Origin of the sequence: Pseudomonas psychrophila HA-4 (genome assembly GCF_000282975.1) — a bacterium.
Taxonomy (GTDB): domain Bacteria; phylum Pseudomonadota; class Gammaproteobacteria; order Pseudomonadales; family Pseudomonadaceae; genus Aquipseudomonas; species Aquipseudomonas psychrophila_A.
In genome coordinates, this window is record NZ_ALJC01000003.1 from 1 (window position 1) to 15963 (window position 15963).

A 15963-nucleotide genomic window follows, 5' to 3' on the forward strand; every position below is an offset into this window, starting at 1 on the left:
TCAAACCCCAGAAAGGCCGGTGTGTGCAGCAACGCCTCGAGGTCAAGATCAGCGCTATCACACACCAGTTCGACGTCAAACGAGAAGGGACTGCTGATCGCTTCGTCACCGCTGAACGCCAGCACCTGGACCGGGTGAGCGCAAGCCGTGAGGGTCAGACTGAACGTGTTGTCGCGAGGTAGTGCGGGCATCCATGATTCCTCTGACGTACGGGCGCACTTCAGAGGAAGCGGCCTCGACACAAAGGGATGAACGCTAAAGGATGGAGATCGGAGCGGATGTAGGACGCATCCGTAATCTGCGGAAGAAACAGGCCTTACTTCCAACCGTAAGAGCGAGCTTTTGTTTTAAAGATCAAAAGATCGCGAGCAAGCCCGCTCCTACAGGGACACAGACAGCGGGTATGTCTTTAGTGTGTTGCCGCTGCATCCATTCTCTGACGCAGGCTCAGCGGCCGCATGTCGGTCCAGACTTCTTCGATGTACGCTAGGCACTCGGGCTTTAAGCCACTTTTACCCACCGCACGCCAACCCGTGGGGATGGCCTTGTAGTCAGGCCAGATCGAGTATTGATCCTCATGGTTGACCACTACCTGAAAGAGGATGTCGTCGCGGTCAAATACTGAACTCATGTGCGGGTCTCCGTCGCTGTAAGGGATATCAATCTAACGTTTGATCACGGCCACAAATTAGAGCCGGGTTATGGCTGCCGCCATGGCATTGCCGAAGATCGCCGCCACTTGGTCGATTTCACTGGCCGTGATGATCAGCGGCGGCAAGAAGCGCACGACGCTGCCCTGGCGCCCGCCCAGCTCCAGAATCAATCCACGCTTGAGGCATTCTCGCTGCACCAGCGGCGCCAGTCGGGCAAAGGCTGGCGGATGGCCGAGTGCATCGAGCTTGCCCGCCGGGTCCACCAGTTCCACTCCGAGCATCAGGCCACGGCCGCGAATATCACCCAACTGCGGGAAATCGCGTTGCAGGATGTGCAGGTGTTCGCTGAGCCGATCACCCATGGCCGTCGCGTGGGCGGCAACGTTGTGTTCTTTGAGATAACGCATTACCGCAGAACCTGCGGCCATGGCCATTTGGTTACCCCGGAAGGTGCCGGCATGCGCGCCCGGCAGCCAGGTGTCGAGCCATTCGCGATACACCACCACCGCCAGCGGTAAGCTGCCGCCGATGGCTTTGGACAGCACCACCACATCGGGAATGATGCCCGCATGCTCAAAGGCAAACATTTTGCCGGTGCGGGCAAAACCACTCTGGATTTCGTCAACGATCAACGCCACTCCCGCGTGCTCGGTGATGCGGCGCAGACCGCGCAGCCAGTCGAGGTCTGCCGGGATCACCCCACCCTCGCCCTGCACCACTTCGACGATCACCGCAGCCGGTAATTGCACCCCGGCTTCGGGGTCACTGAAGAGATTTTCCAAGTAGTGCAAATTGGCTTGCACGCCCGACTTTCCACCCAGCCCGAACGGGCAGCGGTAGTCGTAGGGATACGGCATAAATTGCACGCCATTGCTGAGCAAGGCGGCCAATGGTTTTTTCGGGGCCAGACTGCCCATCAGGCTCAAGGCGCCCTGGCTCATGCCGTGATAACCGCCCGAAAAGGACACGACGGTGTTACGTCCGGTCGCCGTGCGGACCAGTTTCAACGCGGCTTCCACGGCATCGGTGCCGGTAGGTCCACAGAACTGGATTTTCGCCTCGCAGGCCAAGGTCGCAGGCAGCAGACCAAACAAGTCTTGTACAAACTGGTCTTTGACCGGCGTGGTCAGGTCGAGGGTGTGCAACGGCAGTTCGTCGGCCAACACTTGCTGGATCGCTGCGATCACCACCGGGTGGTTATGCCCCAGCGCTAAGGTGCCAGCCCCGGCTAGACAGTCAATGAAGCGTCGGCCTTCGACGTCCTCGACGTACAAACCCTTAGCCCGCTTGAGGGCCAGTGGCAGGCGTCGAGGATAGCTGCGGGCGTTGGACTCCTGACGGCTCTGACGGGCCAGCAACGGGGACTCATCAAACGTGTACAGCGTTTCAACTGAAAGATCTTCAACAAGGCTGGTAGCGACTGACATTCCTGGGACCCTCAATACGCTGATGGGATTGACCAAAACTTTCCTGTTTTGGAAACGCATCAGCGAGGTGAGGATTTAGCGAGTCAGCGCAAATCTCCTGCAGGAGCAAGTCCACAACCTGCCCCGAACAGAAAATGTTGTGCGAACCTCGATTAATCGGCGTCGCCTGAACCCTGCAAGAGTTGCAACTTATTGCGACGTACAGAGCGATAAGCCACGCCCAGCACCACAAACCATACCGGGACCAAGTACAGGGCGGCACGGGTATCGTCTTCAAGGGCCAACAGCGCAAGGATGAAAACGAAGAAGGCCAGGCAGGCCCAGACCATGACTTTGCCGCCCGGCATTTTGAAGATCGATGCACGGTGCAGGTGATCGCTGCGTTTGCGGTAAGCAAGGTAGGACAACAGGATCATGGTCCAGACGAACATGAACAGGGTTGCCGAGACCGTGGTGATCAGGGTGAATGCGGCCATCAGGTTCGGCACCAGATAAATCACCAGCGCGCCCATTAACAGGCACGTGCAGGAAAAGATCAATCCGTTGGAAGGCACTGCGCGCTTGGACAAGCTCTTGAACGTGCTCGGCGCATCGCCATCAATCGCCAGGCCGAACAGCATGCGGCTGGTTGAAAACACCCCACTGTTGGCCGAGGACGCGGCAGAGGTCAGTACCACAAAGTTGATGATCCCCGCAGCGGCAGGCAAACCAGCCAGAACGAACAACTCAACGAAGGGGCTCTTGTCGGCAACCACCTCACGCCAAGGGGTCACGGCCAGAATGGCAATCAGCGCACAGACATAGAACATGATGATGCGCAGCGGAATGGAGTTGATGGCCCGTGGCAGGTTGCGTTCCGGGTTCTTGGTTTCGGCGGCGGTAGTACCGACCAGTTCAATCCCGACAAAAGCGAAAACAGCAATCTGAAAGCCAGCGAAAAACCCCATGACGCCGTGGGGGAACATGCCGCCGTCGGTCCACAGGTTGCTTAAGGCCGCCGTGTTACCGGCAGGCGACTGGTAAGCGGTGATCACCATGTAGAGGCCGGTGCAGACCAGGGCGAAAATGGCCACGATCTTGATCATGGCAAACCAGAATTCAAGCTCGCCGAACATCTTCACGGTCAGCAGATTCAGCGACAGCAGCACCGCCACGCAGCCAAGCGCCGGTAGCCACAAAGGGATATCCGGGAACCAAAAATGGGTGTAACCAGAAATGGCGATCACATCGGCGATACCGGTCACGATCCAGCAAAACCAATAGGTCCAGCCGGTGAAATAGCCAGCCATAGGCCCCAGTAGATCAGCCGCGAAGTCGATGAATGACTTGTACTTGAGATTGGATAACAACAATTCGCCCATGGCGCGCATGACGAAGAACAGCATGAAGCCGATGATCATGTAGACAAAGATGATCGAAGGGCCGGCCAAGCTGATGGTTTTGCCTGACCCCATAAACAGGCCGGTGCCGATGGCGCCACCGATGGCGATCAACTGAATATGACGATTGGACAAGCTGCGTTTCAGCTCAGGCTCTTCACCGTCAGGCCGGTGATCAAGCGTGGATTGCTTCATGGTGCTACCTCTACTTGTTCTTGTGCGCAATCGCTCTAAGCGCTAAACACAGGGTTTAGTGCCAAGCCTGCAAACACGGTTGGGGCGACGGTTTTAACATCAGAGGCGTGCATGCTAGCGGAATGAAATCACTCCAGAAAAGCGCTTTTTTCAAAGGATTCAGAGAGATGCGAGGCGTGTAGACATGCGGCTTGCGCGCCATGGCGTGAAATCATGCCATTGGAGCGCAATCGAACCGGCGTGCTAGCGACTGTCTGGATGAGTGGCCATCGCTAGGCCAAGACATGGGGCTACTTCAGGCAATAACCCCGTTCAGGCTGTTTGCAACGGCATACGCAATTCAACCCGCAAGCCATCGGGCTGGCTGTCGAAGTTCAAATCACACGCGCAACGCTCAACAATCGCCTGCACAATCGCCAAGCCCAAACCACAGCCGTTGCTGTTGCCATTGCGCCAGAAGCGCTGAGTCATGTGTTGCAAGGTCTCTGGCATCAGGCCGGGCCCGTGGTCGCGCACCACAAAAAAGACGTTGCTGCCTTCAGCACGCAAGGTGAGTTCAACCTGAGTATCCGCCGGGGTATGGCGCAACGCGTTGTCGAGCAAGTTACGCAGAGCGGCAATCGCCAGCACCGACGGCACTTTAAGAGCGTGTACAGGCAAGTTGTCGGCCAGTTGCAAACGCACCCGGTCAGCCGCGCCACTCGCTGCGTCGTGAATCGCCAGACGCGCCACTTGCTCCGCTGAACACTGCACCCCGTCATCAAACGACAAGCTGCCTTCAACCCGCGCCAAGAGCAGCAACTGTTCGAGGGTGCGGTGCAAACGGTCCGCACCGGCTTCGGCGTGAGCCAATGATTGCTCGCGCGCCGGGCCGTCGGTCATGCGCGCTACTTGCAGGTGGGTTTTGATCGCTGTCAGCGGGCTGCGCAACTCGTGGGCCGCGTCACCGGTCAGGCGCCGTTCGCGCTCGATGGCCTTGGCGATACGGGCAAATAGTTGGTTCTGCGAGTCCAGCAAGGGTTTTAACTCACTGGGCAATGGGTTGATCTGCAAAGGTTGCAGCGAGTCGGCATCGCGACGCATCAAGGCATCTCGCATGCGATTAAGCGGCGCTAGCCCCTGCCCGATACCCAACCACAACAGCAGCAAGCACACGATCAGCGCCATGCCCACCGGCACCGAGGCGGCGAGCAGCACCGAGAGGTTCAGGGCCTCGCGCTCGACCTGCCGGTCGGCGGTGGTAATGCGAACATCGCCACGGTCCAGGGTGAAGGTTCGCCAGACCGCACCGTCGATCATCTGGTCATGAAATCCGGCCGCCTCGGATTTCATGGGTTGGTCAGGGTGATTATGGCTGCGGGCCAGCACTTCGCCGCGCAACGAACTAACCTGGCACGCCATACCGCCGGGAATAGTCAGTTGTTCGGCACTGAAATGGGTGCCCTCGCCTTTGACCGGCAATTGCGGTAACTGCTCAAGCAGCCCCGCCACCATGCGTGCCGAAGCCACCAAACGCTGGTCGAGCGAGAACATCATTTGTTGACGCAGGTCGCTGAGCATCCAGGCTGCCGCCAATGCCCAGACCAGCACAAACGCCGAGCCGATGGTCAGGCTCAAACGCAGACGCATGCTCATCATGGTTGCTCGGCACCATCAGCGGTACCGAGGCGATAACCTAGGCCGCGCACGGTTTCAACGATGCCATTGCCCAGTTTGCGTCGCAGGTGGTGGATATGAACGTTCAGGGCATTGCTCTCCAGTTCGTCGCCAAAGCCGTAGATGCTGTCTTTGAGTTGTTCGGCAGAGAGCACCCGCCCGCGGTTATGCAGCAAGGCTTGCAGCAGCGCCTGCTCTCGGCGCGACAAGTCCACGGTTTGGCCCGCAAGTAAAGTTATGCGGCTGCTGGGGTCGTAGCTGAGTTGGCCGTGCTCGATCAAATTGACGCTCCGCCCGGCCACGCGGCGCAATAGGGTATGCAAACGGGCAGCCAGTTCGCGCAGGTCAAAGGGTTTGAGCAAGTAGTCATCGGCCCCGGCTTGCAGGCCATCAACGCGGTCGGTCACCGAGTCTCGGGCTGTCAGCACCAAGACCGGCAGTTCGAAACCTTGCTGACGTAATTGTTGCAACAGCTTTAGACCGTCTTCGTCAGGCAAGCCCAGGTCGAGCACCATCACATCGAACTCGGCAACCTTGAGCATGGCCCGTGCGGCGCTGGCGGTGCCGACATGTTCAACCGTCAGCCCCTGCGCTGTAAGCCCGGCCACAATGCCGCTGGCAATCAGTTCATCGTCTTCACAAACCAGTACGTGCATGCTGATACCCGCGTAAATGTGCCGATTAAAAAACCATGGGATTAAGGGCGGATTATGCCGGGCACTGCAACGCTTGGCGCCCTATATATGTAGTGCCCATCGGTTGAACAAGAACCCTACCCTACGTCCGGCATAACGCAAATCGGGCATGCCACATTAATTGCTCGAGCGGGCGTGCCTTGTTTAACGCTGTTGTCAGTTTCACGCCCCTATTAACACTCGGTTAATCAATAACCTCCAAGGTGCTGGCTATTCGTAAATACCAAGGCTTCGCGCATGTATCGTTTGTTAACGTTTGTATTTTTGCTGGCGGCCGCGTTAAGCCAAGCACACGCCAGTAACGACCCTTTTGCACAACAAGCCGACTTCTTGCCCGTAGCCAAGGCATTTGCGTTCAGCACTGAACCCTTACCCTCGGGCGAAACCCGCCTGCAATGGCAGATCGCCGATAAATACTACCTATACCAAAAGCGCTTCAAGTTCGACGGGCTGGACGCGGCTCACACACCGGTCTTGCCCCAAGGACAGGCGCACAGTGATGAGTTCTTCGGCGCCACCCAGGTGTACCGCGATGCTCTAGAGGTCGTGATTCCGGCAGGTGCCAGCGGCCAAGTCAACGTGACGTGGCAAGGCTGCGCCGATGCCGGGTTGTGCTACCCGCCGCAAAGCCAGATCGTTGATCTGGGTGGGGAACAGCCGGTTGCAGGCCGAGCTCAAGCGCAAGACCAATCACTGGCAGCGAGCCTGCAACAACGTTCGCTGGGCTGGAGTTTATTGCTGTTCTTCGGACTTGGCCTCCTGCTGGCTTTTACCCCGTGCTCCCTGCCCATGTTGCCGATTCTGGCAGGTCTGGTCGTCGGCAGTGGCGCCAGCGCCGGACGCGGTTTTGCCGTCGCGGGCAGTTATGTGGTGAGCATGGCGCTGGTCTATGCAGGCTTGGGTGTACTGGCGGCCTTGCTCGGCGCCAACTTGCAGGCGCTGCTGCAACAACCCTGGTTGCTCGGCAGTTTTGCCGCACTGTTCGTAGTGCTGGCGTTGCCCATGTTTGGCTTTTTTGAATTACAGCTACCTTCAGCCCTGCGCGACCGCCTAGAAAGTGCTGGCCGTGGCCGCAAAGGCGGGAGTCTGCTGGGTGCTGGCATTCTCGGGGCTTTGTCCGGCCTACTGGTCGGCCCGTGCATGACCGCCCCATTGGCAGGCGCCCTGCTCTATATCGCGCAAAGCGGCAATGCGGTCGAGGGCGGGCTGGTGCTGTTTGTGATGGGTGTCGGGATCGGCATGCCGTTGCTGTTGTTGGTCACCGTGGGCAGCCGCTTCTTGCCCAAGCCGGGTGCTTGGATGGACCTGATGAAAGGCCTGTTCGGCTTCCTGTTCTTGGGCACCGCGTTGCTGCTGGTGCGCCCGGTACTCAGTGAAGCCTTGTGGCTCGGGTTGTGGGGCGTGCTACTGATTATTTTCGCCAGCAGCCTGTGGCAACAAGCACAGCTCTTTCTGCGGGCCAAACCGCTGTTTAGCCCGCTGAGTCTGTTGGCCGGGATCTGGGGCGGCCTGATGCTGGTGGGCGCAGCAGGTGGCGGTACTGACCTGTGGCAACCGTTGCAGGTGTATACCGCTAAAAACGTGGTCGGTAGCACCGTTAGCACGGCCCATGGCGATTTCATCACCCTTAGCGATCCGGCCCACCTTGATCGTGAACTGGCCAGCGCCAAGACCGAAGGGCAATGGGTATTGCTCGATTACTACGCCGATTGGTGCGTGTCGTGCAAAGTCATGGAAAAACAGGTGTTCTCCAAACCGCAGGTGCAACAAGCCTTGCAAGGTGTACGCCTGTTGCGTCTTGATGTGACCGCCGATAATGTCGCCAGTCGTGAACTGCTCAGCCGCTATCAAGTGCCCGGCCCGCCCAGCTTTGTCTGGATCGGACCCAACGGTATTGAGCGTCGCGGGCAGCGGATTACCGGCGAAGTCAACGCCGAGACTTTTTTGAAAAATTGGAACGCCACTCGGGAACTTCCTTAAATGCTCACCCTGACCATCGGTTCGTTTGCCTTGGCAATTCACCACCTGCTGCTGATTCTGGCCCTCGCATTGGCGACGCTGGTAGGTTGGCAGGTCGCCAAACGTGGCGGCGAGAACCCTGAGTCAGTGCTGTTTGGTCTGTTTTTGCTGGGTTTGCTGGTGGCGCGTATCGGGTTTGTACTCGCTTTTTGGCAGCACTTTCAAAACAGTCCGCTGAAAATGCTCGATCTGCGCGACGGTGGTTTTATGCTCTGGCCGGGGCTGTTGGCGGTAATCGCTGGGGCCGTGTTCTGGGGCTGGCGCCGCGTGGACCTGCGCCGCCCCTTGGCCTGGGGCCTGAGCAGCGGCCTGGTGTTCTGGTTGCTGGCCAGCTTTTCCTCCAGCCTCTATGAACAAGGCACGCGCCTGCCTGAAATCGCCTTGCGCAACGCCAGTGGCGAGTCCGTGCAACTGAGCAGTTATCAGGGTGGCCCGCTGGTAATCAACTTGTGGGCCACGTGGTGCCCACCGTGTCGCCGGGAAATGCCGGTGCTGCAAAACGCGCAGAAACAGAATCAAGAGGTGACGTTCCTCTTCGTCAACCAGGGCGAAAGCATGCAGAGCGTCAGCACTTTTCTTGAAACCCAAGGCCTAAACCTGAGCAACGTGCTGTTCGACAGTGGTGGCCAATTGGCGCAAGAAGTCGGCTCCATGGCCTTACCGACGACTCTTTTCTATAGCGCTGAAGGCCGCCTGCTGCGCAGCCATCTTGGCGAGTTGTCTGACGCCAGCCTGGCGCAGGCGATGGAAAGCTTTGATAAAGAACACTCAAAGTCAGCCCAACAGGCTGACCCAGCAAGGAATACGCGCACATGCCAAACCGCAAACTGTTGACCCTGAGCCTGAGCGCACTGCTCGGTGCGGCCCTGTTGCAATCGCCCTTGCTGCAGGCCGAAGAACTGCCTGCTGCAATCAAGAAAATCGAAGCTAAAGGGGCAAAAATCGTCGGCAGTTTTGATGCGCCGAGTGGCTTAAAGGGCTACGCCGCGCAGTATCAAAACCGTGGCATGGCGCTATACCTGACCCCAGACGGCAATGTGCTGGTCGGCAACCTCTACGACGCCGACGGCAAAGACCTGAGCATGGCCCCACTGCAAAAGCTGGTGTATGAGCCGATGGCCAAGCAAGTCTGGGCCAACATGGAAAAGAGCAACTGGATCGAAGATGGCAAAAAGGATGCACCGCGCATCGTTTACCTGTTTAGCGACCCGAACTGCCCGTACTGCAACATGTTCTGGGAGCAGGCCCGCCCATGGGTAGATTCGGGCAAGGTGCAGTTGCGCCACATCATGGTCGGTATTATTCGCGAAGACAGCCCGGGCAAATCTGCCGCGTTACTGGCCGCCAAAGACCCGCAACAAGCCCTGCATGAACATGAGAAAGCCGGCAAGGCCAGCACCCTCAAGGCCATGAGCAAAATCCCGGCGGATGTGCAGGCCAAACTGGACGCGAACGCCCAGTTAATGACCGACCTTGAAGTGTCTGCAACGCCTGCGATTTTCTATCTGGATGAAGACGGCAACCTGCAACAGCAACAAGGCGCGCCTTCACCGGATAAATTGGTGAAAATTTTGGGGCCTAAATAAAGGCATTTCTAAAAGCCACCCTCAACCTAGCCCTCTCCCGGAGGAAGAAGAAACCGATTGGGGGATGCTGTAACTCGATGAACACCCTCTCCCTTAAGGAGAGGGCGCTTCTAAAAGAATCACAACCCCTCCAACTCGGCCATCAAATCGCTCAACCGATCAACTTTCTCCTCGTTGATTTCACTGCTCTCCAGCCCTTCGATATACACCGCCAATTCGGCAACGCAACTGCATTCAAACATCGCCCGCAGAGGCACGTTGCGCTGCAGTGCTTTGTGCACCCGCGATGCAATTTGCGTCGCCAGCAATGAATGGCCGCCCAGCTCAAAGAAGTTGTCGTTCACCCCAACCTGCCCCACGTTGAGCACTTGAGCCCAAATTTCAGCCAAAGACTGTTCCAGTTCAGTACGCGGCGCTAGGTAGTCGTCGCGCTGCAACTGGCCGATTTCCACCTCGGGCAATGCCTTGCGATCGAGTTTTCCGTTGGCGTTGAGCGGCAGCCTTTCTAGCCACAGCCAATGTAGTGGCACCATGTATTCCGGCAATTGAGCGCGCAATCGCTGTTTGATCCGTTCCAGTCGCTCACGTGGGTTGAGGGCCGATTGTGACGCCACCAGGTAACCCACCAGGTATTTGCCGTTCGTGCCTTCCTGCACGCTAACCGCTGCGTCGCGCAGCTCCGGCTGTTCGTGCAAGCGCGCTTCGATTTCTCCCAACTCAATCCGGTAACCGCGAATTTTCACTTGATGATCGATCCGCCCGACGTACTCCAGCACCCCGTCCCTACGCCTACGCGCTAGATCACCCGTGCGGTACAAACGCTCACCCGGTGCTCCAAACGGGTTGGGCACAAAGGCTGTGGCAGTGCGCAATGGGTCACTGATATAGCCGCGGCCAACGCCGGTACCCGCCACGCACAACTCACCCACCGCGCCCAGCGGCACCAGTTGCAGTGCGTCATCGAGCAGGTACAGGCGGTTGTTGTCGGTCGGGGTGCCAATCGGCAAGTAGCTGCCCTGGGTCGATGCCGGGTCGACGCAGAAGAACGCCACGTCATCCGAACACTCAGCTGGGCCGTAGGCATTCACCAGCCCGATCTCGGGATAGCGCTGCAACCATTGCTGCGCCAGTTCCGGCGGCATGGCTTCGCCGGTCGGGAGCATCCAGCGCAAGCTGTCCAGTTGAACCCGCTCGTCGGCCAGCATGCCTTGAATCAGCGACGGCACACTTTCGAGCACGCTGATGCCGTGTGCGTTGACCTGCGCCAGCAAGGCCTGCGGGTCATGGGCGATGGCGTTGGGGAGGATGTCGACCCGCGCGCCAAACAGCGGCGCGGCAAGAAATTGCCACACTGAAATATCAAAACTCTGAGACGCCGTCTGCGCGATGACGTCGTGCTCGCTGAGTTGCAGATAGGGCACTTTGCTCAGTTGGTTATTAAGCATGCCGCGCTGCTCGACCATCACCCCTTTGGGCAACCCGGTGGAGCCCGAGGTGTAAATCACGTAAGCCAGATTGTCCGGCTGGCTGTAGACCTGCGGGTTGTGATCACCTAGCACGCCCGCCTGCACCTCCTCCCACACCAGTAAACGCGGGCGCACCGCGCAACCCGTTTCGTCGAGCAAGGCCTCGGCCTGCTCGCGGTAGGCGTGGGTACAGACCAGCAACGGGGTGCGGCTCAGTTCCAGGATGCGGCTCAGACGTGAACCCGGTAGCGCCGGGTCCAGCGGCAAGTAGCCCGCACCGGCCTTGAAGCTGCCAATGATCATGCCCAGCAAGTCCAGCCCGCGCTCAGCCAGCAGGGCGACCGGCTGATCAGCCCGCACTCCCGCGCCAATCAGCGCGTGCCCCAAACGGTTGCTGCGCTGATTGAGTTCGCTGTAGCTCCATTGCTGACCCAGGCAACGGGCCACAATGCGCTGGGGATGCGCGGCCACCTGCACCTCAAACAGTTCGGCATAGCTGCGTTGCAACGGGTACTCGCGCTGACTCTGATTACATTCCTCGATCAAGAATTGCTCTTCAGTTTTGCTCAGCAATGGCAACTCGGCTATATCGCCCAGGAGGCCGTCCATCAAGGCCAGCAACAAGCGCTTGAATTCGCTCAGCAGACGCTCGACGCTGCTGCGCTCAAAAAAGCGCTGGTCATAAGACAGGTGCAAGCCCAGGTCATCGCCGGGGTAACACACGGCGGTCAGCGGGAAGTTGGTGTGGGTGCGGCCCGAGTCCGAGGTCGCGTTAAGGCTCTGCGCCCGGTCCAGAACCGACATGTCCACCGGGGCGTTTTCGAACACAAACAGGCTGTCGAACAGCGGTTGGCCTTTGGGCAGTTCGCTGCACTCCTGAATAGCCACTAACGGCACGTATTCGTACTCGCGCAGTTCCATGTTGTGTTCGAGCAAGGCATTCAACCATTGCCGTACGCTCAGTGGCTGATCGTCATCAGGCATTTTCACCCGCAGCGCCACACTGTTGATGAACAGCCCGACGGTGTGCTGCATCTGCGGCAGTTGCACCGGACGCCCGGCCACGGTGACACCAAACACCACGTCACGCTCGCCGCTGAAGCGACGCAGTACCAGCGCCCAGGCCGCCTGCGCAAAGGTGTTGATGGTCAGTTGGTGTTGCTGCGCCAGTTCACGCAAACGCACGCCGTCGCTGGCCTCAAGCCGGGTGTAACAATCGCCTACCCGCATGCCGCCGCTTTCGCCCGCATGTTCGCGCAACAAAGGCCGATCACTGGGGATAGGGGTGGTCTGTTCAAACCCTTGCAGGTTGCGTTGCCACCAGTGGTTGGCCTGCTGCACGTCTTGCTGTTGTAACCAAGCGATGTAATCGCGATAGCGCGGTGGCGTGGCCAATTGCGGCGCACGCTTTTCGCCCAGCGCACTGTAGATTTCAAAGAAGTCGCTCATCAGCAACGAACGGCACCACGCATCAATCAGGATGTGATGGTTGCTCATCATGAACCAATAGCGCGCCTCCCCCAGACGAATCAGCCGCAGGTGGAACGGGGCCTGATTGAGCAAATCGAAACCGGCTTCGCGCTCGCGTTTAAGCAACGCTTGCAAACGCTCTTCGTGCTCCGCTTCGGGCTCGCAGCTCCAGTCTTGGTAGTCAATCTCGGTCGCGCCTGGACGGTGGATAATTTGCAGCATGCCTTCGCCCGCGTTCCAACAAAACGACGCACGCAAGGCTTCATGCCGCGCAACAACGGCCTGCCAAGCGTGGGCAAAACGCTGTGGGTCAAGGGCGCTGTTGATGCGGTAACGGTCCTGCATGTAATACAGCCCGGTGCCGGGCTCAAGCAAGGTGTGCAACAACATGCCCTCTTGCATCGGGGTCATGGGGAACACGTCTTCAATCAACCCGGCCGCCACCGGCAGGCTGTCGAGTTGTGCTTGGCTGAGTTTGGCCAGCGGGAAGTCCGAGGGCGTCAGTCCGCCCGCGTCTGCGCTCAAGCAATGGGCGATTAAGTGTTGCAGCTCTGTCACATAGTCGTGGGCCAGCCCTTCGATGGTGTGCGGCTGATAACGCTCGGCGCTGAACGTCCAGCGCAACAGTAACTCCCCGCCGTAGACCTGACTGTCGATGCTCAGCTCGTTGGGCAATGGCGCGCGTGGGTCGTGGGCCATGCCGCTTGGCTCGTCCAGAGGACGGAACAAAGCATCGCTGGTAAAGCTTTGATCGAACTGGCCCAAGTAATTGAAGGTGATCGGCGCGTCGGGCAGTGCGGCCAGGGTCTGCTGCGTAACAGAATCCGTCAGGTAGCGCAGCACGCCGTAGCCCAGACCTTTGTGCGGCACGTGGCGCAGTTGTTCTTTGATGGCCTTGATTGAGCTGCCCAGCCCATCTGCGCTGTGCGGGGTCAGTCGCAGTGGATAGGCGCTGGTGAACCAACCCACGGTGCGGCTCAGGTCGATGTCGTCGAACAGCGTTTCACGGCCATGACCTTCCAGTTGCACCAGCGTCGATGTCTGGCCAGTCCAGCGGCAAATGACCCGCGCCAACGCGGTGAGTAGCAGGTCGTTGATCTGGGTGCGATAGGCGCTCGGCGCCTGCTGCAATAGTTGGCGGGTGTGCAGCGCATCGAGGCGCACGCTGAGGGTGCGCGCGTGCAGGTTTTGCCGTCCGCCCTGCGGGTTCGTACACGGCAAGTCTGCGTTGGGGCCTTTGAGTTGCTGCTGCCACAGGCTCAATTCTTCACGCAGCGACTCACTCCCCGCATACGCCTGCAAGCGGCTGGCCCACGCCCTGAAAGCGCTGGTTTTAGCCACCAGTGATTGCTGGCGATACAGCGCTTGCAGGTCTTCAAGCAACACGCGCCACGATACGCCGTCGACCACCAAGTGATGGACCACCAGCAGCAAGCGCTGCTCGCCCTGGGGGCCGTCGACCAGTACCGCACGCAGCAGCGGCCCGGCTTGCAGGTCGAGGCTGCGCTGAGCCTCGTTAAACAGCGCTTCGCAGTGCTGCATGTCTGCCACCGAGGCTTGCCACAGCAGCGGCTGGTCGACTGCACTGGCGTAATGGGCGCGCCATTGCCCGGCCTGTTGTTGAAAACTCAGGCGCATCGCGTCGTGATGCGCCAGCAAAGCCACCAGCGCGTGCTCCAGTTGCGCAGGGTCAAGTTGAACGGTGGGTTGCAACAGCAACGACTGGTTCCAGTGCCCGCGTTGAGGCATATCGGTGTCGAAGAACCACTGCTGAATCGGCGTGAGTGATGACTCACCGCTGAGCAAACCTTGCTCGGCAGGGTGTTGTTCGGTAAGGGTCGCCACACTCGCCAGCGCCTGCACCGTTTGATGCTGGAACAGATCACGGGGGCTGAAGTGAATGCCCAGTTGCCGGGCGCGGCTGACCACCTGGATCGACAGGATCGAGTCGCCACCCAGTTCGAAGAAGTTGTCGTTAAGGCCCACCTGTTTCAGGTTCAGAACCTCGCACCAGACGCTCACCAAACTGAGTTCCAGCGCACTACTCGGGGCAACGTAGTGTTGGCGATTGAGCTCCGGGTCTGGCGCGGGTAAGGCGCGGCGATCCAATTTTCCGTTGGCGGTCAGCGGCATGCTGGCGAGCAGTATCAGGTGCGCGGGCACCATGTAGTCGGGCAATTGCGCCTTGAGCTGGGTTTTGAGCGCTTCGCGCAGTGGCGTCGGTTCGGCCTGTTCGTCACACACCAGATACGCCGCCAATTGCTTGCCGCCCGGCATGTCCAGCGCCAGTACCACCGCTTCACGCACGGCGGGATGGAGCAGCAGATGAGTTTCAATTTCGCCCAGTTCGATGCGGAAACCACGGATTTTGACCTGATGGTCGACCCGTCCTACGTACTCGACCAAACCATCGCTGCGCTGACGCACCTGATCGCCGGTGCGGTACAAACGCCCACCGTTGCGCGCAAACGGGTCCGCGACAAAGCGTTCGGCGGTCAGCCCGGCGCGCTGGTGGTAACCCTGCGCCAGCCCTGCTCCGCCCACATACAGTTCTCCTGTTGTACCTTGCGGCACCAGCGCCAGGTCAGCGTCGAGGATATACGCCACGCGTGCGCCAATGATTTGGCCGATGGGCACGCTGGCGACGCCGTCCTCTAGCTGTTGCGGGGCCAGGCTGGCCAGCGGCATGACCACAGTTTCGGTGGGGCCGTAGGCGTTGAAAAACAGGTCTGGCTGAAACGCCACACGAATCCGTTGCAGGTGTTCTCCGGTCAGCGCTTCGCCGCCCGTGATGCACATACGCACCGGCAATGTGTGCTCATGGGTTGCCAACCATTGCGCCAACTGGCTGCCATAGCTGGGGGTAAAACCCAGCACAGTGACCTGCTGCTCACGAATTAGCTGGCAGATTTCTTCGGCGTCCCATTGCCCTTGTGCCCTGAGCACCAGCCGGGCGCCGCACAGCAACGGCACCAGCAAACGCTCGGTAGCGGCGTCGAAATTGATCGAATAGAAATGCAGTTCGCAGTCATCGGCGCGCATGTCAAAACGCTCAATCACGGCGCGGCAATGCATGGCGATTTCGCCGTGGGCCACTGCCACGCCTTTGGGCTGGCCGGTGGAGCCTGAGGTGTAAATCAGGTACGCCTGATGCTGCGGGTCGCTGATAAAAGGCAACTCTCGCGAGGGGTAAGCGGCCAACTCCGGGCCGTGCTCTTCGACACACCAGCGCACCACGCCTGCAGGTAATTCACCGAGCGCATCAAACACGCTGCGCTGGCTCAACAGCAGACCAATGCCGCTGTCTTCGATCATGTAATGCAGGCGCTCCAGCGGGTATTCCGGGTCAAGCGGCACGTAGGCGCCGCCCGCCTTGAGAATCGCCAGCAGGCCGATGACCATTTCCAGCGAACGCTC

At 59.3% G+C, this 15963-nt stretch carries 10 protein-coding genes; 3 read left to right on the forward strand and 7 right to left on the reverse strand.

From position 1 onward, the window contains the following. The 6 genes from B347_RS24495 to B347_RS0100095 all read right to left on the reverse strand — a co-directional run. Nucleotides 1–191: hypothetical protein (locus B347_RS24495; RefSeq protein WP_026013927.1), on the reverse strand; the 191-nt coding region annotated here is incomplete at its 3' end. A 218-nt stretch (nucleotides 192–409) separates the two neighbouring features. Then, nucleotides 410–631: an MbtH family protein gene (locus B347_RS0100075; RefSeq protein WP_019407690.1), complete on the reverse strand. Its 222-nt coding sequence runs from the start codon at nucleotides 629–631 to the stop codon at nucleotides 410–412. A gap of 57 nt (nucleotides 632–688) precedes the next feature. Next, a complete protein-coding gene (locus B347_RS0100080) occupies nucleotides 689–2080 on the reverse strand; it encodes an aspartate aminotransferase family protein (RefSeq protein ID WP_019407691.1) in 1392 nt (463 codons plus the stop codon). Nucleotides 2081–2232: 152 nt separating this feature from the next. Beyond that, entirely contained in the window at nucleotides 2233–3654 is a 1422-nt protein-coding gene (gene cycA, locus B347_RS0100085; protein ID WP_019407692.1) for a D-serine/D-alanine/glycine transporter, read from the reverse strand. 312 nt (nucleotides 3655–3966) lie between these two features. Continuing rightward, complete coding sequence (locus B347_RS0100090; protein ID WP_019407693.1) at nucleotides 3967–5292, reverse strand: ATP-binding protein; 1326 nt, start codon at nucleotides 5290–5292, stop codon at nucleotides 3967–3969. Then, nucleotides 5289–5966, reverse strand: coding sequence for a response regulator (locus B347_RS0100095; RefSeq protein ID WP_019407694.1), 678 nt, complete (start codon nucleotides 5964–5966; stop codon nucleotides 5289–5291). Before B347_RS0100095 ends, B347_RS0100090 begins: the two co-directional genes overlap by 4 nt. A 276-nt stretch (nucleotides 5967–6242) precedes the next feature. Here B347_RS0100095 and dsbD point away from each other — a divergent pair, with 276 nt between their 5' ends. The 3 genes from dsbD to dsbG are packed head-to-tail and all read left to right on the forward strand — an operon-like array spanning nucleotide 6243 to nucleotide 9610. Next, nucleotides 6243–7985 carry a protein-disulfide reductase DsbD gene (gene dsbD / locus B347_RS0100100; RefSeq protein WP_019407695.1) on the forward strand — a complete coding sequence of 581 codons (1743 nt, stop codon included), beginning with the start codon at nucleotides 6243–6245 and terminating at the stop codon, nucleotides 7983–7985. Then, the gene (locus B347_RS0100105; RefSeq protein WP_019407696.1) at nucleotides 7986–8858 is read left to right on the forward strand and encodes a TlpA family protein disulfide reductase; all 873 of its coding nucleotides are present in this window, start codon (nucleotides 7986–7988) and stop codon (nucleotides 8856–8858) included. Further along, complete coding sequence (gene dsbG, locus B347_RS0100110) at nucleotides 8837–9610, forward strand: thiol:disulfide interchange protein DsbG (protein WP_019407697.1); 774 nt, start codon at nucleotides 8837–8839, stop codon at nucleotides 9608–9610. Before B347_RS0100105 ends, dsbG begins: the two co-directional genes overlap by 22 nt. Before the next feature lie 119 nt (nucleotides 9611–9729). Here the strand turns inward: dsbG and B347_RS0100115 are convergent. Then, nucleotides 9730–15963, reverse strand: a 6234-nt coding sequence (locus tag B347_RS0100115) for a non-ribosomal peptide synthetase (protein ID WP_019407698.1), incomplete at its 5' end; no start/stop codon positions are given.

Excerpts from the sequence above, each read along its gene's own strand:
- dsbD (WP_019407695.1), top strand. The coding sequence starts at position 6,243 with ATGTATCGTTTGTTAACGTTTGTATTTTTGCTGGCGGCCGCGTTAAGC.
- B347_RS0100105 (WP_019407696.1), top strand. The coding sequence starts at position 7,986 with ATGCTCACCCTGACCATCGGTTCGTTTGCCTTGGCAATTCACCACCTG.
- B347_RS0100075 (WP_019407690.1), bottom strand. The coding sequence starts at position 631 with ATGAGTTCAGTATTTGACCGCGACGACATCCTCTTTCAGGTAGTGGTC.
- B347_RS0100095 (WP_019407694.1), bottom strand. The coding sequence starts at position 5,966 with ATGCACGTACTGGTTTGTGAAGACGATGAACTGATTGCCAGCGGCATT.
- B347_RS0100080 (WP_019407691.1), bottom strand. The coding sequence starts at position 2,080 with ATGTCAGTCGCTACCAGCCTTGTTGAAGATCTTTCAGTTGAAACGCTG.
- B347_RS0100090 (WP_019407693.1), bottom strand. The coding sequence starts at position 5,292 with ATGATGAGCATGCGTCTGCGTTTGAGCCTGACCATCGGCTCGGCGTTT.
- dsbG (WP_019407697.1), top strand. The coding sequence starts at position 8,837 with ATGCCAAACCGCAAACTGTTGACCCTGAGCCTGAGCGCACTGCTCGGT.
- cycA (WP_019407692.1), bottom strand. The coding sequence starts at position 3,654 with ATGAAGCAATCCACGCTTGATCACCGGCCTGACGGTGAAGAGCCTGAG.